The sequence below is a fragment of the Pantoea stewartii genome (genome assembly GCF_011044475.1).
GTDB classification, from domain to species: domain Bacteria; phylum Pseudomonadota; class Gammaproteobacteria; order Enterobacterales; family Enterobacteriaceae; genus Pantoea; species Pantoea stewartii.
On record NZ_CP049115.1, the window covers coordinates 3,171,416 to 3,189,521 of the forward strand.

16 protein-coding genes are annotated in these 18,106 nt (G+C 54.8%); 9 read left to right on the forward strand and 7 right to left on the reverse strand.

Features of this window, described 5'->3' with window-relative positions; translation table 11 throughout:
- Nucleotides 1–103: 103 nt before the first annotated feature.
- Together G5574_RS15010 and G5574_RS15015 are read right to left on the reverse strand one after the other, a co-directional pair.
- A complete protein-coding gene (locus G5574_RS15010; protein ID WP_110268073.1) occupies nucleotides 104–1,453 on the reverse strand; it encodes a sensor histidine kinase in 1,350 nt (449 codons plus the stop codon).
- Nucleotides 1,450–2,109, reverse strand: a complete 660-nt coding sequence (locus G5574_RS15015; protein WP_033739018.1) for a response regulator — start codon at nucleotides 2,107–2,109, stop codon at nucleotides 1,450–1,452. Before G5574_RS15015 ends, G5574_RS15010 begins: the two co-directional genes overlap by 4 nt.
- Nucleotides 2,110–2,342: 233 nt before the next feature.
- Between G5574_RS15015 and G5574_RS15020 the strand changes: the two genes are divergently transcribed.
- The 3 genes from G5574_RS15020 (at nucleotide 2,343) to G5574_RS15030 (ending at nucleotide 5,127) form a co-directional block, all read left to right on the forward strand.
- On the forward strand, nucleotides 2,343–2,711 hold the full coding sequence (locus tag G5574_RS15020; RefSeq protein ID WP_006121688.1) for a helix-turn-helix domain-containing protein: 369 nt from the start codon (nucleotides 2,343–2,345) through the stop codon (nucleotides 2,709–2,711).
- 189 nt (nucleotides 2,712–2,900) lie between these two features.
- Nucleotides 2,901–3,797, forward strand: coding sequence for a LysR family transcriptional regulator (locus G5574_RS15025; RefSeq protein ID WP_164482802.1), 897 nt, complete (start codon nucleotides 2,901–2,903; stop codon nucleotides 3,795–3,797).
- Between the two features lie 109 nt (nucleotides 3,798–3,906).
- Entirely contained in the window at nucleotides 3,907–5,127 is a 1,221-nt protein-coding gene (locus G5574_RS15030; RefSeq protein ID WP_058702344.1) for an MFS transporter, read from the forward strand.
- 41 nt (nucleotides 5,128–5,168) lie between these two features.
- Here G5574_RS15030 and G5574_RS15035 read toward each other — a convergent pair whose 3' ends face one another.
- From G5574_RS15035 to G5574_RS15045, 3 genes are all read right to left on the reverse strand, one after another.
- Complete coding sequence (locus G5574_RS15035; protein WP_164482803.1) at nucleotides 5,169–7,559, reverse strand: glucose/quinate/shikimate family membrane-bound PQQ-dependent dehydrogenase; 2,391 nt, start codon at nucleotides 7,557–7,559, stop codon at nucleotides 5,169–5,171.
- Nucleotides 7,560–7,825: 266 nt separating this feature from the next.
- Nucleotides 7,826–8,431, reverse strand: coding sequence for a hypothetical protein (locus G5574_RS15040; protein WP_033739027.1), 606 nt, complete (start codon nucleotides 8,429–8,431; stop codon nucleotides 7,826–7,828).
- Between the two features lie 835 nt (nucleotides 8,432–9,266).
- Nucleotides 9,267–10,427: a Gfo/Idh/MocA family protein gene (locus G5574_RS15045; protein ID WP_006121682.1), complete on the reverse strand. Its 1,161-nt coding sequence runs from the start codon at nucleotides 10,425–10,427 to the stop codon at nucleotides 9,267–9,269.
- Nucleotides 10,428–10,700: 273 nt separating this feature from the next.
- Here G5574_RS15045 and G5574_RS15050 point away from each other — a divergent pair, with 273 nt between their 5' ends.
- Complete coding sequence (locus tag G5574_RS15050) at nucleotides 10,701–11,576, forward strand: glucosamine kinase nucleotide-binding domain-containing protein (RefSeq protein WP_164482804.1); 876 nt, start codon at nucleotides 10,701–10,703, stop codon at nucleotides 11,574–11,576.
- Nucleotides 11,573–12,691, forward strand: coding sequence for an ROK family transcriptional regulator (locus G5574_RS15055; RefSeq protein ID WP_033739033.1), 1,119 nt, complete (start codon nucleotides 11,573–11,575; stop codon nucleotides 12,689–12,691). Before G5574_RS15050 ends, G5574_RS15055 begins: the two co-directional genes overlap by 4 nt.
- A gap of 89 nt (nucleotides 12,692–12,780) precedes the next feature.
- On the opposite strand, the gene G5574_RS15060 is transcribed toward G5574_RS15055, so the two are convergent.
- Both G5574_RS15060 and G5574_RS15065 read right to left on the reverse strand, forming a co-directional pair.
- Nucleotides 12,781–13,872, reverse strand: a complete 1,092-nt coding sequence (locus G5574_RS15060; RefSeq protein WP_164482805.1) for an ABC transporter ATP-binding protein — start codon at nucleotides 13,870–13,872, stop codon at nucleotides 12,781–12,783.
- A gap of 13 nt (nucleotides 13,873–13,885) precedes the next feature.
- Nucleotides 13,886–14,485, reverse strand: coding sequence for a GNAT family N-acetyltransferase (locus G5574_RS15065; protein WP_033739037.1), 600 nt, complete (start codon nucleotides 14,483–14,485; stop codon nucleotides 13,886–13,888).
- Nucleotides 14,486–14,630: 145 nt separating this feature from the next.
- Here G5574_RS15065 and G5574_RS15070 point away from each other — a divergent pair, with 145 nt between their 5' ends.
- The 4 genes from G5574_RS15070 to G5574_RS15085 all read left to right on the forward strand — a co-directional run bounded on the left by G5574_RS15070 (nucleotide 14,631) and on the right by G5574_RS15085 (nucleotide 18,094).
- Nucleotides 14,631–14,915: a hypothetical protein gene (locus G5574_RS15070; RefSeq protein ID WP_164482806.1), complete on the forward strand. Its 285-nt coding sequence runs from the start codon at nucleotides 14,631–14,633 to the stop codon at nucleotides 14,913–14,915.
- Between the two features lie 96 nt (nucleotides 14,916–15,011).
- Entirely contained in the window at nucleotides 15,012–16,343 is a 1,332-nt protein-coding gene (locus G5574_RS15075) for an ABC transporter substrate-binding protein (protein WP_033739253.1), read from the forward strand.
- A gap of 63 nt (nucleotides 16,344–16,406) precedes the next feature.
- Nucleotides 16,407–17,279 carry a carbohydrate ABC transporter permease gene (locus G5574_RS15080; protein WP_164482807.1) on the forward strand — a complete coding sequence of 291 codons (873 nt, stop codon included), beginning with the start codon at nucleotides 16,407–16,409 and terminating at the stop codon, nucleotides 17,277–17,279.
- Nucleotides 17,279–18,094 carry a carbohydrate ABC transporter permease gene (locus G5574_RS15085; protein ID WP_054634647.1) on the forward strand — a complete coding sequence of 272 codons (816 nt, stop codon included), beginning with the start codon at nucleotides 17,279–17,281 and terminating at the stop codon, nucleotides 18,092–18,094. Before G5574_RS15080 ends, G5574_RS15085 begins: the two co-directional genes overlap by 1 nt.
- The last annotated feature ends 12 nt before the right edge of the window (nucleotides 18,095–18,106 follow it).

An 18,106-nucleotide genomic window follows, 5' to 3' on the forward strand; every position in this document is an offset into this window, starting at 1 on the left:
ATAACAATTCATCATAATTGTGATGATTGTCACAATATAGGGTTGTGGCGAACGGAACCAGGCAACCGTTTACGTTGTCGGGTTCCGAATCGATCGGCAGGAATCAGGGAAAGGTGACGCGCACCTGAAAACCGCAGCGCAGGCCTTGTGCGTCCCGACAGTTGGCAAGGGCAACGTCGATATGGTGTTTCTGGGCGACGCTGCGCACGATAGACAGACCTAAACCGCTGCCCTGCGCTTTAACGTCGGGTGAACGGGCAAAGCGATCGAATGCGCGTTCAAGAAAGGATTCCGGTACACCCGGACCGTTATCAACGATGTCGACAACGGTTTGTCCTGCCACACGATGCAGCAGCACATCGACCATGCTGCCTTCAGGCGTATGTAACATCGCGTTGCCAATCAGATTATCAAACAGGCTGCGAAGTTCGGAACGCCCGGCCTGCAGTCGATAGTGCGTGGTGCCGCTAAAGCCAATGTCGATACCGCGTTTATCCGCCACAACCATGAGCTGTTCAATACTCTCTTTCAGCACATCTTCCAGATCGATATTTTCGAGGTGCGCGACGACTGACTGATCTTCCCAGCGCGACATATTCAGCAGTTGAGTGACCAGATGGCGCGTGCGGGTCACACCTGATTCCAGTTGAGCGAACTGACGGCTGGCCTCGCCGGGTTGAATGTGCTGACGCAGATTTTCCAGTTGCAGCGTGACGGCGGTGACCGGCGTCCGCAGTTCATGAGCGGCATCTTCCATAAACTGACGTTGTGAAGACCAGGCGGCACGCAGTTTATCCAGTAAGGAGTTGTAGGCCTCAACCAGGGGCTGAATTTCGTCGGGCAGCCGTTCCGGCGATACGCTGTGGGGATGGTGCGCATCCTGGGCGGCGATTTCTCGCGAGGCAACGCGCAAATCCCGGGTGATCTTGCGCACGACCAGCCAGATGACCAGCAGCGACAGCGGCATCATCAAAATCAGCGGAATAATCGCCGACAGCGCCCGTCGCACCATCATCTCTTTCATGTAGCTCAGGTTCAGCATGACCTGAATAGTTTTAATCTCACTGCCTGGCTGACCGGAACGGGTGTAAATACGCCATTCACAGTCGCGGCAGTCACCGATCTGCACGTCTTTGTAGCCATTTTCCGACTGTAAGGGCGCATGCAGCTCTGGCCATGAGCTGGATCGTAACCGGCCCTGCGCATCCCACAGCTGAATGACAAAGGCACTTTTGATCTTATGCGCAGGCGCAATCACCGGCATCAACGGGGGGATTTCACGGTTAACGGACCACGCATCGGCCAGCTTGGCGAGCTGTTCGTCCTTAATGACGCCAACCATTTCGCCGTAGCAGTTAAAAAAATACCAGGCGACACCGCCAATCATCAGTAAATGAATCAACAGCAGGGTACTGAGTAATTTATTTCGTAATGAACGCATAAAGATTTTCATATTGCCGGTACTCGCCAGCCCAGCCCACGCACGTTGCGAATCACATCATTATCCAGCTTGCGCCGCATCCCGTGGATAAGAACGTCCACGGCATTGCTGCTGACTTCTTCGCCCCAGCCGTAGATACGGTTTTCCAGCTGTTCACGTGACAGAATGGCACCGGGCCGCTCCAGCAGAGCATAAAGCAGGGCATATTCCCGGGCGGTGAGCTGTTCACGCTGCCCTTTGTACAGGACTTCGCGGGTCAACATATCCAGTTGAACATCGCCGCTGCCCAGCACCGAATCGGCAGAACCATGGTGGCGTCGGGTGATCGCGCGCATACGGGCCATGACTTCCTGCAGATCAAAGGGTTTGAGCAAATAGTCATCTGCCCCGTAATCCAGGCCCTGTACCCGCTGAGCGACCGTGTCGCGTGCGGTCAGAATTAATACCGGTGTGGCATCACCGCGCCCACGTGCGCGTCTGAGCACCTGCAACCCGTCGTCGCGAGGCAGACCGAGGTCAAGCAGCACGCAACTGTAACCGCCTTCGCTCCAGGCATTGTGCGCATACACGCCATCGCGAACCCAGTCGACAGACCAGCCCGCGGCTTCCAGCGCCTGCTGTAAATTGGCACCGATCATTTCATCATCTTCAACCAGCAACACGCGCATGGATGACGTCCCCCAGAAAAATGACCCCAGTGTAGCGCTGGATTATTAGCGCAGAATTATTGCTGTTACCAGCCTCAGCACTCTTACCGCTCCGGCCGGGAAGGCGACAAAACCTGGCGTCGGTGCAGGCATGGAGCGCTTTGCTAATTCTGCGCTAATTTTCCGCTAATTAAGGGATAAATTTAGCGCGCTAAAGTGTGTTCCTGCACATCTGCTTTAACCAGGAGAACACCATGAATCAGCGCGAGTTTATTCGTAGTTTGCTGGAATGGATAGAAAGCAATTTAGGACACGATCTGCATCTGGACGAAGTCGCCCGCCGGGCGGGCTATTCCCGTTGGCACTTACAGCGTTTGTTTCGCCAGCACACCGGTTTCTCACTTGCCGAGTACATCCGCCAGCGCCGCCTGACCGAATCGGCCCTGACGCTGCTCAACAGCAATGAAGCGATCCTGCAGGTGGCGATGAACTACGGCTTTGATACGCAACAGGCCTACACGCGCACCTTTAAAAACTATTTTATGATGACGCCCGGCCAGTTACGACGCCAGCGCCGTGTTGAACCGGATCGCTTGTTGTTTCCTCTCGCCATGGCCAGTTAGTCTCTGTATGGACATTGCCATCCTGATCGCTTGTGGCAATGTCCATACATCGCCCGCGCGATGTTCTGCCTCCTTTCCGCCGTGATGTTGTCAGCTTTCCTGACGTTCCTTTATGCTTAACGCCTGATACATGGCGCGCCTGCCATGTTGCACCCGGCGGCAGCATGCCGCGATGTCCGCAGGAAGCCCATGAATAACAGCGATAACCTCATCGCCATGATGGTGTTTGCACGCGTGGTTGAATTAAAAAGCTTCACAGAAGCCGCGCGCATACTCGGCGTGTCAAAATCCCACATCAGTCGGGAGATCGCCGGACTGGAACAACGGTTGGGGATCCGTTTACTGCAGCGCACCACCCGCAGGATGACCCTGACCGAATTAGGCCAGGCTTACTATCCCTACTGCGTGCGCATGCTGGATGAAATGCAGCGGGCAGAGGCGTTTGTTCAGGAGACGCATCAACATCCCGTTGGACATGTGCGCCTGCAGGCTCCCGTTACCTTCGGCTGTCAGTGCATCGTTCCCATCCTCAATCGCTTTCTGCGCGGTCATCTGCACATCAACGTCGACCTCAGCCTGACGGATAACAACGACGAGACGATGGACGAAGGCGTGGATGTCGCGGTTATCATCCGCGCTCATGCGCCACGTCAGGGCAATTTCCGGGTACTGAACGATATCCACTGGGGGCTGTATGCCGCCCCGGCTTATCTGGCGCAGCATCCTGCTATCTCGCATCCTCGCCTGTTACCGCGCCATGATTTATTGATGTTCCACGGTCCGGCACACACGGCTGCGCTGCCTTTTCGCCGTGATAAACAGCGCCTGGCGGTGGATGTCCGCAGCCGCTTTCGCGCTAACAACAGTATGGCTTTGCTGAATGCCGCGCTGGCAGGCACGGGTATTGCCTATTTGCCTTCGTACATGGTGCAGGAAGCCTTGGCGCAGGGCACGATTGTGCAGGTGCTGTCAGAGTGGCAGATGGATCGCTTGCAGAGTTACCTGCTGGTGCATCAGGACAGTCTGGCGGTTTCCGCGGTCAATCTGCTCTGTGATGTGCTTATCAGCCAGCTCAGTGGTCGCTGATTGTTGCAATACAGCAACAAACTATGCCAGCAGACAAATATCCCGCCCTCACTGTTGTTGTCTCGTGACCATTGGTAGCCTGAATCCCTGAACATAAGGGGGATATCGCATGGCAACCGCGTCGGAAGCACCTGACTCTGAACACTGGCAACGCAACTTGTGGGTTTGCGTATTCGGCTCCTTTACCACACTGGTAGCGATGACGCTTCTGCTGCCGTTTTTGCCGTTGTATGTGCAGCAGCTTGGCGTCAACGCACCCGCTGCAATTGCGCGCTGGTCGGGCATCGCCTATGGTGCCACCTTCTTCAGTGCGGCCTTAACTGCACCGCTGTGGGGGAGACTGGCCGATCGCTACGGACGTAAGCTGATGCTCATCCGCGCCAGTCTGGGTATGGCAGTAGCCATGGCGCTGACGGGCATGGCGACGGCGGCCTGGCAACTGGTGGCGCTGCGTTTACTGGCGGGATTACTGGGCGGTTATGCCTCCGGTTCGACCATTTTGATTGCGGCACAAACGCCCAAAGCGCACACCGGATGGGCTCTGGGTGTGCTGGCATCCGGCATGATGGCCGGTAACATTGTTGGTCCGCTGCTGGGTGGCGTCCTGCCGCCGCTGATAGGGATCAGAGCGACCTTCTGGCTGATGGGGGCGATCATCTTTGTGGCCTTTCTGGCGACGACCTTTTTACTGAAAGCGCGGCCGCCGGTGCGAAAAACCGACCAGGAGCTGTCTCAGCCGGTTGACGACCCGTCGCCGCACAAGCTTGTTAACGTCAGGCTGATGTGGCTCTCAGGCATGCTGCTGATTTTTGCCAACATGTCGATTGAGCCGATCATTACCCTGTATATCGGCCAGTTTTTACATGAGCAGCATGCCATAACGCTGATGTCGGGTGTGGTCATGGCGGCAGCCGCGCTGGGCAGCATTCTTTCCGCGCCTTATGCCGGCAGGCTGGCCGACCGTATCGGCCACTGGCGCGTACTGAGTGGCGGATTGCTGAGCTGTGCGCTGTTACTCATTCCGCAGGCGTTTATTACCGACGCCTGGCAACTTCTGCCTCTGCGCTTTTTGATGGGGCTGGCGCTGGGCGGATTGATGCCCTGTATTACCGCCATTATTCGTCACACTGTTCCGGCCACGCAGGTGGGGCGGATGCTGGGCTATTCCACCTCGGCGCAGTATATCGGGCAGGTAACGGGGCCGGTGTTCGGCGGGTTTATTGGCGGCGCATGGGGCATGCGGCCCGTCTTTCTGGCGACCAGCCTCGTGGTGGGCGTGTGCGCCTGGCTAAACTGGCGGCAGGGCAGAAAGGGCGGAAGGTCGGCATAAAAAAGGCGGACCGGAGTCCGCCTTGTTTTTACAGGTTCAGGTTATTTCTGGTCCGGCAGTGCATAGGCAATGACATAATCGCCCAGTTTGGTACCAAATGAACCATGGCCACCGGCAGCAATCACGACGTACTGCTTACCGTTAACTTCATAAGTCATTGGTGTCGCCTGACCGCCTGCTGGCAGACGCGCCTGCCACAGCAGCTCACCGGTATCGGTGCTGTAAGCACGCAGGTAGTTATCGGCCGTTGCGCCAATAAAGAACACTTTACCGGCTGTGGCGACCGGGCCACCCAGCATTGGCATACCCATTTTGAATGGCAGCGGCACTGGCGCACTGTCACGAACGGTACCAATACGTTGCTTCCAGACGACCTTATTGGTTTTCAGGTCAACCGCCGATACATAACCCCATGCAGGCTGTTTACAGGGCAGACCAAACGGTGACAGGAACGGATTCAGTTCCACGCCATACGGCACGCCGTACTGCGGCTGAATACCGGTTTCGGTACCGGAACCGCCTGTTGCGCCGGCTGGTGGCTCTTCCGGGTTACCCGGTCCGCGCGGAATCAGCTTGGACACAAACGGCAGTGCCATTGGGTTGGCAATCGCAATCTGACGATGCGGATCGACCGAAATCCCGCCCCACTCAAACATGCCCAGGTTACCCGGGAACACCAGCGTACCTTGCTCAGAAGGCGGGGTGAACGGACCTTCATAGCGCAGGCGTTTGAAGATCACGCGGCACACCAGTTGGTCGTACATCGTGGCGCCCCACATGTCCTTGTCCGTCAGATTCTGTTTTGGACGGAAGGTCAGTTCAGAGTAAGGCTGAGTCGGAGAGACGTGGTCGCCTTTTGCGGCACCCTGCGGAACCGGGGTTTCGGGGGCCGGTACAACGGTTTTACCGGTACGGCGGTCCAGGACGAAAATGTTCCCGGTTTTCGCTGGCGCATAAATCACCGGCACGGTGTTACCGTCTTTATCGGTAATATCGGCCAGCGTCGGCTGCGACGGCAGATCCATGTCCCACAGATCGTGATGCACGGTCTGATAAGACCACACCAGCTTACCGGTGGTGGCATTCAGGGCCAGGACGCTGCTCGCATAACGCTCCTGCTCTGGGGTGCGGTTACCGCCCCAGATATCAGGCGTTGTCACGCCCATAGGCAGATAAACGATATCCAGTTTCGGATCGTAGACCGCAGGTGCCCAGGAGTTCGGCGAGTTCATGGTGAACGTGTGTTCATCCGCCGGAATCGCGTTGGGATCTTTCGCACCCGGATCAAATACCCACAGCAGTTTGCCTGTATTAACGTCAAAACCACGGATAACGCCGGATGGCTCACGGGTTGAGAAGTTATCGGTCACCGCACCCGCCATCACGATGGTGGTGTCGGTAATCACTGGCGGAGAGGTCGGCTCATACATGCCAGGCGTAGTGACCGGCTGTTTGTGCTGAAGATCCAGCTCACCGTTATTACCAAAGGCCGGGCAACGTTCACCGGTTTCCGCATCCAGTGCAAACAGGCGACCATCGTTCACAGGCAGGTAGATACGACGCGAGCACAGCGCAGGCTGCGTATTCGCGGCATCTTTAGCTGCCGGGAACTCGTGGTAGGACACACCACGGCAGGTAACATGCTGGAAGGTTGGGTCAGTTTTCAAACCGGGATCAAATTTCCATTTCTGCTTACCCGTTGCCGCATCCAGGGCGAACAAAATCTGGTGAGGTGAGCAGAGATACAGCGTGTCGCGGATTTTAATCGGCGTCACTTCATCGGTGATTTCACCGGGATCGCTCGGCTTTTTCATATCGCCGGTCTGGAACTGCCAGGCAACCTGCAGCTCTTTCACGTTATCGTGATTGATCTGCTTCAGCGGTGAATAGCGTGTACCTTGCTGATCGCGTGCATAAGCTGGCCAGTCAGCATCGGCAACATTGCTCAACGGCTGAGCCTGCGTCGCCGTATCTGCTGTGGCAGGCACGGCGCCGTTAACAACCTGCGGATCGTTAAAGACGGCATAGGCTAATACGACTGCACTGGCCACCAGGGCAACCGCCATCGCACTCAATGGGCCTTTGCCTGGACGATAAAAGACCCGGTAAACAAAAGGCAACACCAGCCAGACGCCAAAAATGACCAGGACATCGGTGCGAGGTGCCAGCGCCCAGAAGTCAGTACCGACTTCCCAAACGCCCCATGCCAGGGTCGCCAGCAGCAGTAATGCATAGACCAGCAGCGCAGCACTGTTTCGACGCCAGAGCAGAAAAGCGGTAAGCAGCATAGCTGCACCACCAATGATGTAGTACCAGGAACCACCAATCATGGCTAACCAGATACCACCAATTAACATGAACGCACCCGTTAGCACGGCGAACAGCACCGTTAAAAAACGGACCACGCTAAAGGATGAGGAGTTTTTCCCCATAATGTTGACCTCGTTTCGTTGCCATAAAACACAAGAAAACAATCAGATAGATTGTTTTCAGTCATAAAGTACAAAAGTTAAAGGCATTCTTAATTAGGCTCTTCCGTTAAGCTCGATGATCCAGATGTGTTAAATGTTATAGCAAAATTGGTATGAGTTTTGATTTTTTTGGCTTAAAACTCTTAACAACGCACCTAAGGCAACACTTTAGAAGGGGTTAATGGTTCATCTCGATATGATCCATTACTAATCGAACGCAGGAAAGGTTAAAGCGTAAAAGGAATGAGATCGCCCGATAAACGCTGTAATTGCCAGCCGCTGATGTTCACGGCTGCGAGTTGTTCTGCGCTTAACGTTGGATCATAACCGCGGACGAATATCTCGGCGCCTTTTTCCCTTAACGATTCAATTAAGAAAGGAAAACTAAATTTCCGATAGTTGTCATTAAAGAAGGTTTCACTCAGGACAATTGCGGAAAAGGGAAAAGATTCGACTAAATGCCACTCTGCGCCAGGCGGTGCGAAATCAAAAAGCCAGAAAGCATAGGTGTTAATTAATTCCAGTAATCTTTCCCGGTAAAGCAAAAGACTGTGATAATTAATACCAATACGCACCCGTGAATCCTGCAAAGGTAAATAACGCGCAGGCTGATTCATCCATTCCTTTAACTGGCGATCGCACAGCGGAATAATCATTAATGCTGCTTCAGTTGCAAGGTGATTGTGTAATGAAATAATGTTGTCGTCATTAAGTATCATTTTCTCAGGACGTGCAAAGTCCGCATTGGGAAGATGATAGCAAATACCGGCCACCTGGCTCGTGACGTGATGAATAGGCTCAGTAATATAAGGGTTATATAAGCTATTTTTCATTATCTCTTCGAAACGTTTTTTATGTTTGCTGTGCGTTATATTTTTTCATTAACAAAGTGAAGTACGGCAATGAATATACGCTATTCTGTTGGCAAACACATTATCTCACTCTTCTTATTAGGCATTCATTTAACTTTATATGACATCTAATTATAACGTTGAATGGTTTTTCCAGACGTGATTACTGCACGCATGTTAATTTAGCAACACGCGATAACTTTACGAAATCGGGAAAGTCCGCAGTTAAGATTCACAGAATAAACTGTCGTGTTTTTGCCTGACTTACCGCTTCGGTTATGGCTTTATTTTCTCCTGGCTAAAGTTAGCAGCAGAGTTATCGGTTTTTTTTATCGTTCGCACGTAATTATGATTGTGATAATCGTGACAGAAAACGCGACCAGATTGCTAAATAGCGGGACGAATTGAGGGGCGTACGAAACGGTATGGCACGCCGGACAGGGCGGGTACAGGCATTGTCCTCAACGCCCGAAGAAACCGGGCTGTGGCTGACTGGTCCCTGACGCCGCAAGGCGCGTGCAGCGCCGAATGGCCTGCTTACAGGAGCCACTCTGAATGTGGCTCCTGTACTCCTGTAAGCAGGCAGCCACACTGGCGCGCCTCAGCGTGAACCTGATAAAGGCGTCGCAGGTGCGGAGCGTCGTTCACGCACAGGCTGTCAGCAACCTTTCGTGTCGGCGGGCAGGCTGGTAAGAAACGGTACGTTTCCCTTTGCCCTAAAAAAAAACCGGCCCAGAGGGCCGGTTTGAGTGAGGTACCAGTCAGTGATGCTAGCGATCAACCTGATGCTCTCGGGGGAGAAAAGATCAGGAGGGAACTAAGGCGTTCCCGTTTTTCCCAGGTTGGCGTCAAAATTTTTCCAGCTTTCGGTCAGATCGATGACGCTGCGGGTTTTGCGCGCTTCGTCAATCTTAATGGCCGTCAGGCCCGCTTCCAGTGCATCGATCACAGAAACTTTTAGCGGCGTGCCCTGCTTAATATGTTTCACGATCTCTTCAGCCATCAAGGCATCGGCCCCGTAGTGGCCATCATAGGCATTACCGTTATAGATGGTTTCAACCTCTTTTTCGCCGGTACGTGCGTTGTGCACGCGGAAATAGTTACGGACAAAATCGCCCTCGGCCATGCCGTCAGTCCCGATCACGCAGAAGCGACGGAACTCGTCCGGGACATTCAGGTTGGCGTGAAAGGCGAGCGTCGCGCCACTGGCATATTCAATCAGGGCCGTCTGGTAATCGACGATGTCCGCATCGCTGTCAAAGACCGCGTCGGTACTCGCCCAGCCACTCGGTTTAGTATGGTAAATCTCAGACTGCGCATTCACTGCGCCCTGCGGCGCATGTTGCGGTGTAAAGGATTTACGTCCACCAAAGCTGGCAACCCGCACAGGACGTTCCTGCATTAATCCCTGATAGAGATCGATGTCGTGACAGCATTTTTCCAGAATATAGGGGCCGGCATATTTTTCCAGCCTGCGCCAGTCGCGCTGAAAGAACGCGCCATGGTAAGGCTTGATATGCTCAGTGGCTTCAATTGAGGTAATTTCACCCAGTCGACGATCGTCCCGTGCGGCCAACAGATCGTGGTACAGCGGTGAATAACGCAGCACCAGCCCAACCAGGATTCGGTCTTCACCGTACTGGCGCACCAGTCTTGCCATCGCCATCGTCTGTTCTTCATTGATCACGACAGGCTTTTCCGTAAATACGGTATAACCTGCTGCCAGCGCCTGCGTGACATGCTCAAGATGCATAAAGTTTGGCGAGCCCACCAGCAACAAATCAAAGCCGCCGTGCTGCAGCAGCGCGTCAATGGAGTCAAACGCCTTGCCGGGATCGATACCAAAACTGTGCAGATTCGGCAGCCCGGCAGGTGCGGGATCGCAATAGCCTACCAGCGAAAATGCGGGATCGGCTTTGTGAAACTCTTTAACCACGTGAGAAAGACGAAAGCCGAGACCAATAATGCCTACTTTCATGGGAAACCCCTGATCCTGAGTTCTGACAACGGTAATCACGCCGCTGACCGGACGTTATGGTTGAGATGCTGCCCACCAACTTATTACGATGGAAAAAGTAATGTCAATAACGGGTTGTGTGATTTGCGTACGTATTTTTTGTTATTTAACTGATTTTAAATAAAAAATAGTTATTGTTTTTTCCCTATATTTATTTGTTATTGCGATTTAAGTTTTTTTCACCTATCGTTCGCAGATTACAGAATCGAGATGAGTTAAGACGGGAGGAAGCGCGTGCAATCACACTATCTCCTTGGTATTGATGGCGGCGGCACCCAGTGTCGCGCACGGTTAACCGACAGCGAGGGCACGCTCCTGGCCCAGGCTGTGGGCGGTCCCGCTAACGTCTGGTCCCAGTTCGATGCCGCACTGAACAGCGTTGAACAGTTAATCGCGGCGGTGCTGTCTCAGGCCGGTCTGACCCCCGAGGCGCTGTCTCACACGTCGCTGGTAGCCGGTTTAGCAGGGGCCAATGTGGCCTCCGTTCAGGCACGTCTGGCACAATGGCAGCCCGACTGCGCGGCCCTGCAGGTCGTCAGTGATGTGGAAATCGCCTGCGCCGGTGCGCATGCTGCGGCACCGGGCGCGGTCTTTATTACCGGCACCGGGAGCCAGGGCGCGGCATGGGATGGCGAACGCTTTACGCTGCTGGGCGGCTGGGGATTTGCGCTTTCCGACCAGGGATCGGGCGCTGAGCTTGGTCGACGGGCACTGCGACTGGCGCTGCTGGCGCATGAAGCCATTGTTGAACGTACCGCATTGACGCACAGCCTGATGGCGCGTTTTGATCACAGCCCGGAATCCATGCTGCTGTGGACGCGCGATGCCATGCCGGCCGACTGGGCGCGCGTGGTGCCCGAGGTTTTCGCCGCGGCACATGCAGACGATTCTCATGCTACCGTCTTACTGCGGCAAACCGCTCACGATATTGGTTTGATGGTGAATCGTCTTTCCGCCATCAGTCAGGGGCAGGTTGCGTTAATGGGCGGGCTGGCAACCCCGATTTTGCCCTGGCTGGCAAGCGATGTGCAGGCTCGCCTGGTCGCTGCGCAATACGATGCGCTGGACGGCGCATTAATGATGGCACGATCAAATCTGAGGACTTTATGATCGCTCCCAACGTCACCGCGCGCATTCTGCGACTGATTGTGGAACATGCGCCCATCAGTCAGTCTGACCTGAAGGTTCGCAGTGGACTCAGTATGTCGACCGTGTCTCAGGCGACCAACCGCCTGCTCGCCCAGGGCATTGTGCAGGAGCTTGGCCTGCGGCGGGTCTCAATGGGGCGGCCTAAAACGCTGCTGGGGCTGAATCCCGATCGCGCCAGCGTCATCGGAATCCAGCTTAATGCCGAACGTAACCTGATCGTCATGACGGATCTCAGCGGCAATTTGCTGGGGGAACAGCAGATGCCTGCGGGCGCGATCACGCCGCGTCAGTTAGGCGACGCGCTGGCCAGGTTTTTACGCGGTGTTGAAGAAAAACACGTCGGCGCGATTGGCCTGGCCCTGTCCGGTTTAGTCGATGCCGAAAACGGCTACTGCATCCGGTCTAAAGTTCTCGACTGGGAAAATGTCCCCATTGCGCAGCTACTGGAAACGCGCTTTTCTCTGCCGGTCTTTATCGAAAACGATGCCAACGCGATGGCGATGGCAACGATGGTCTTTGGGCAACTGGGTCATGCACAGTCTGCCGTTATCGCCACGTACGGCAAAGGCATCGGTGCGGGCATCATTCTCAACCGGCGACTGTACCGTGGACGGCACGGCAAAGCGGGCGAAATTGGCAATGGCCTGGTCGGTGATGGCTCGATGCGCCTGCTGGAGGATGTGGCCTCGTCCCGCGCCATTCTGCAACGTGTGGCGCAGGATGAGGAGGGCGGTCCGTTAACGCTGCAGGCGCTTGATCAGCGTCCGACGGCCGATGTGTTGGCGGCGCTGGAAGAGGCCGGTCGTGAGCTGGGAATTTCACTGGCAAACCTGTCGGTCGCCTACGATCCGGATATCGTTTATCTGGCTATGGAGCCGCATATGGCCTCGCGTATTCTTTTAGACCATATCACCCAAAGCTTTCAGGCCTATCGTCTGAAGCTTACGCCTCATATGACACCGCTGCAGTTTCTCACCGAATCCAACCGGATGTGGGCCCTGGGCGCGGCGGGTTTCGCCGTGAACATGCTGCTCGACCTGCTGGCTGCACAGGCAGACGAAGAACCGGTGACCTGACGAGGGGCGCGCAGGCCGCTGGTATGATGATGCGGCCTGCACTGGTGAAGCTGGAAAAGTCATCTGACGGCGCCGGGGCGCCATCCGGTTTAGCGCAGACGCTGCCCCTGCTCATCAAACAGAAGGCAGTGATCGGTTGACAGTCCCAGCCTAACCGCCGTCCCCAACTCACGTGGCTGAGCCTCACGTTCTTCTACCACCAGCATCTGTTCAATGCCCACATCCAGATAAAGGTAGCTGGTATGGCCCAGCATTTCGGCAAAGGACAGCGTTCCGCTAAATTGCTGTGCAGATGGTGTGGCGGCAGCGGGCTGAATATGTTCAGGGCGAATGCCCAGCGTTACGCGCTGACCTTCATGGCAGGGCGCCTCAATCTTCAGTACCAGCTGCGTGATGGCCAGATCAGGGACGGTTAACTGCACTTCGCCCTGACGCGTCGCCTTAATCTCAGCTCGCAGGAAATTCATCTTCGGTGAGCCAATAAATCCGGCCACAAACAGGTTGTCGGGATCGCTGTACAGGCTCAGCGGCGCGCCCACCTGCTCAATCTTGCCTTTACGCAGCACGACGATGCGATCGGCCAGCGTCATTGCCTCAGACTGATCGTGAGTAACATAGATCATGGTATTGCCCAGTGAGGCATGCAGACGGGCGATTTCAATGCGCATCTGCAGACGCAGTTCGGCATCCAGGTTGGACAGCGGCTCATCAAACAGGAAAATGCGGGGATGACGAATGATGGCCCGGCCAATGGCGACGCGCTGGCGCTGACCACCGGACAGTGCGCGCGGCAGGCGGTCTAACAGTTCTGTCAGGTGTAAGCGCGCGGCGGTCTGTTCAATGGCCTGGGCAATCTCCGCTTTTGATTTCTTCATGACCTCTAACGGATACGCCAGATTGCCGCGCACGGTCATATTGGGATAGAGCGCGTAAGACTGAAAGACCATGGCAATGCCGCGTTCGGTGGCAGGCTGGCGGGTCATGTCTTTGTCGTCGATGAGCAGCTTTCCGTCCGTAATCTCTTCCAGTCCGGCGATCATGCGTAGCAGGGTGGATTTGCCACAGCCGGAAGGTCCGACAAACACAACAAACTCGCCGCTGTTTATGGTGAGATCGACCCCGTGAATCACCCCGATGTTGTCATAGGACTTCTTAACGTTCTGTAAGCGCAGGCTGGTCATAAGCTTCCCCTGATCAAAGTAACTGGCCCATATAGATGGCGTTGCTGCGCAGGATATGGCTGAATCCCAGGCGTTGATAAAACGCGCAAACCTGCTCATTTTGCAGGCTGACGCCCAGATGGACACCGCGCACATCCGCGTTGCGCAGGGCTGCCAGTTCATGTTCGATCATCCTGCGTCCCCAGCCGCCCGCCTGAACGGGCGGCAGAAGATTGATATGCAGATGGGCAGGCCACTGCGTCACCAGCGCCTGTGCGGCAGGCTCAGGCTGACGGATACTGTCAAGGATCTTGCTGTCGTAAGGGGCGACAGGTGTGCGATCGCGGTATTTCTCCTGCAGCCGGGGCCACCAGTCGCGTGCAAGCTGCGCTTCAAAGGCGACGGTATCCGGTGTGGCAACGACATATCCCATCACCTCACCCTCAACCTCCAGCACAAAGGCAAAATCCGGGGCAAAGCGTGCATAGGGCACCGCAAAGCGCTGCCCGGGATACTCAGGGTCGGAATAGCAGTGACTGGCATCTTTTCCAGCATTGGCCGTTTCCAGACAAATACGGTAGAGCGCGGGATAATCCGACGCGGTCGCCGGACGAATGACACCTTGATTCACCATCGTCATTTCTCACAGGTCAGTCATTGAACAATCTCACGTTAATGAAAGCTGACTTAGTTTTCAAGATGGAATAATTACCGTGCTGTCAGTGGGCTTCCCGTTATGCCCGCGCTCTGCCTGACCAGACCAGTCTCCGTGCGCCCTTGTGGCGCGCTACCGCAAGGCCTGCGCGGATTACCCGTTTAAATTAAAAGTTAAAAATGTGAGCGTCATAGGATTTTCATATTTTTTATCAGCAGGTTATTACGTCATTTTGGCGGTGGATTATTGTGCTGCTGCGGAAAAGATCAGCATGAATATTACGCTGCATTTCTTTTTATCACCCCGCGCTTATTCGGATAAGCGGTCTGCCAGGTTGATTTTTTGCGCAGGCTCACAACCTGGCAATTCCGCCGGCCCGGTGTTTGACTTTATTTTTTTATTAAAGTAACTATGGATGAGAAGGTGAGTTATGCGGCTTCAGTCTGCGGGAGTGCAGACCGTGTGAAGAAAGGATGCCCGTCCTCTATTGGAGAAAGTGAGCATGATGTCTGATTCCTCAGTTCGTTCGTTCCGTTTTCGCACGTCGGTTCGTAGCCTCCTGGCGGCGGGCTTGCTGATGGGCAGCGTTGCGCATGCCGACAGCAAAGTCACGCTGAATGAGTGGGATATCTATACGTATCCTCAGCAAACGGCGGCAGTCGATGAAGGCATTAAAGAATTCACTCAACAAAACCCCGGCATCGTCATTAATCGCTCCGTGCACTCTTTCGAAGATACCCGAATTCCACTGAAGCTGGCGTTAACCGCAGGTGAAGGGCCGCAGATCGCACAGGTGAACCAGGGCGGCGGCGATATGGGATCGCTGGTAAAAGACAAACTGCTGCTGCCGCTGGACAGCTATGCGGCCGAGTACGGCTGGACCAAACGCTTCCCGGACTCCATTCTGAAGCGTAACCGCTGGTCTGACAGTGGTCAGTTTGGCAGCGGTAAGCTGTACGGTGTTGCCAGCCTCGGTGAAATGGTCGGCCTGTATTACAACAAAGCGCTACTGGATAAAGCCGGTATTGCGGTGCCGAAAACCCTGAGCGAGCTGGAAGCCGCCATGGCAAAACTGAAGCAGCAGGGCACGCCGCCAATGATGTTAGGTCTGCTGGACGGCAATATGGGTCAGCAACTGCTCAGCACCTTGTGGGAAGCGCAGATTGAAAGTCACGATCGTAAAGCGCTGGATGACCTGATTTATGACGTGGGCGGCACGTTCAAAGATGAAAAGCTGATTAAGGCCGCCACGATGATGAAAGGCTGGGCCGATAAAGGTTACCTGTTCCCTGGCTATCAGGGCATTGGCCACGATGATGCCGCCACGCTGTTCCAGAACGGTCAGGCGGCTTTTCTGGTCAGCGGCACCTGGTATCTGGGCCAGTTTAAAGACAATAAAGATATTCACTTTGCCGCGATGCCGGCGGGTGAGGGTGTGAAGCAGCCGTTGATGGTCGGTGGGACTGACCTGGCCTTCTCGATGACCAGCATGGCAAAAACCAAAGCGCAGCAGGATGCCTCAGCCAAATTTATCAACTATATGGTGTCAGACAGCATGGCAAACCGCTGGCTGAGTGTGGGCTTCCTGCCCGCCAGCACCAGTAAAGACGCAAAAATCCCGGCCGACAATCCGCTCTTAGGCGAGGCCTATCAGGTCTGGCTGACGCTCAATGCTTATGACGGACTGGGTCACTATGTGGACTGGGCCACCCCGACGATGAACGCCGAACTCAATCAAAACGTACAGCTGCTGCTGGCGGGACGACTTACGGCGAATCAGATGGTCACTAACTTCGATAACAACTATCAGCGTTATATAAAAACCCTGAAACACTAAGCCGGGTGCCCGGCAGCATATCTGCCGGGCCTGAATGTCGATCTCACTACGACGAGTACGGTTATGTTGAATCAAAGCAGTTGGCGCAATTTTCTCTATCTTCTTCCAGCCGTGCTGGTTTATGGACTGTTTCTGTTATTGCCGCTGCTGGCGTCACTGGGAATCAGTTTTACCGAATGGGATGGCATATCCATGCCGGTTTTCGCCGGCGTCGCTAACTACCTGCGCATGTTCAGCGATCCGGTGTTCTGGATTGCGCTGGGCAACAACGCCATCCTGATGCTGTTTTATACGCTGCTGCCGATCAGCGTCGGACTCCTGCTGTGCAGCTTTTTGTATGAAACCCGCAACAATACCGAGCGCAGCGTGCTGCGGATTCTGTTCTTCCTGCCCTATATCATGCCGATGGCGGTGCTGGGCGTGGTCTGGCGCTGGCTTTATAACCCGGCATTTGGCCCGATCGATCAGTTCCTGCGTGCTGTCGGTTTACCGCAGCTGGCAATGTCGTGGCTGGGGGATTTTACCTGGGCACTGCCTGCCGTGGGCATGGTAGCCACCTGGTACTTCTTTGGCTTCTGTCTGGTGCTGTTTATGGCGGGCCTGCAGCGTATGGACCCGTCCCTGCTGGAAGCGGCCGATCTGGATGGCTCGTCGCGGCGGCGTAAGTTTATACGCATCACGCTGCCGGGTCTGCGCCCGGAGTTGCGTATCGCGCTGCTCCTGACGGTGATTGCCAGCTTAAAAGCCTTTGATCTGGTTTATGTGATGACCCAGGGCGGGCCGGGCACTTCCACGATGGTCACCAATATCTTTATGTATAAGCAGGGTTTTGATCTGCACTACTTCGGCTATGCCTCATCGGTTGCCGTATTCAGCATGATGATTGTGCTAGGGATTAACTACCTGATTCATCTGGCCCTGAAGGAGCGTTACTGATGAAAAGCACTCCGGTTATTTCTCGTGCGCTCATCTGGGTCGTGGCGTTGCTGACCATCATGCCGTTTCTGATGGCGTTTATGACCTCATTTAAGACTCAGATGGAGCTGTTTCAGGGCGTGTTTACGCTGCCCGCGTCCCTGAATATCAAAAATTACGTGACCGCCTGGCAACAGGGGCATTTTAACGTTTACTTTATGAACTCCGTGCTGGTCGTGATTCCGGTGGTGCTGTGCAGTATTTTGCTGGGTATTCTGGCCGGATTTGGCTTTGCCATGCTGAAAATCCCCGGTAAAAAGCTGGTGGCGGCGATGCTGGCGCTGGGCATGGTATTACCAAGTGAAGCCTTTATCATTCCGCTGTATCACGAACTGCACTGGATGGGATTAACCAATACCACTCTGGCCCTGATCCTGCCGCAAATTGCGCTCTCGTTGCCCTTTACGACGCTGATGATTGCCAGCGCCTTCCAGCAGGTTCCGAAAGAGCTGGTTGAAGCGGCCGTAATGGATGGTGCGTCGCGCGTCAAAATCCTGTGGGGCATTTTAGTCCCGGCTATCTGGCCGACGATCTCCACGCTGGCCTTGCTGCTATTTATCTGGACGTGGAACGAATTTCTTATCCCGTTAATTCTGGTGAATAAAGACGAACTGCGTACCCTGCCGATTGGCATGATGTTTTTTCAGAATAAAAACACCATCGATATCCCGGTACTGATGGCAGGGGCGATGATCGTCATTATGCCGCTCATTCTGGTGTTCCTGTTCTTCCAGCGCAAATTCATCAGTGGCGTGACCGAAGGCGCGGTGAAATAACCCCACCAGGTC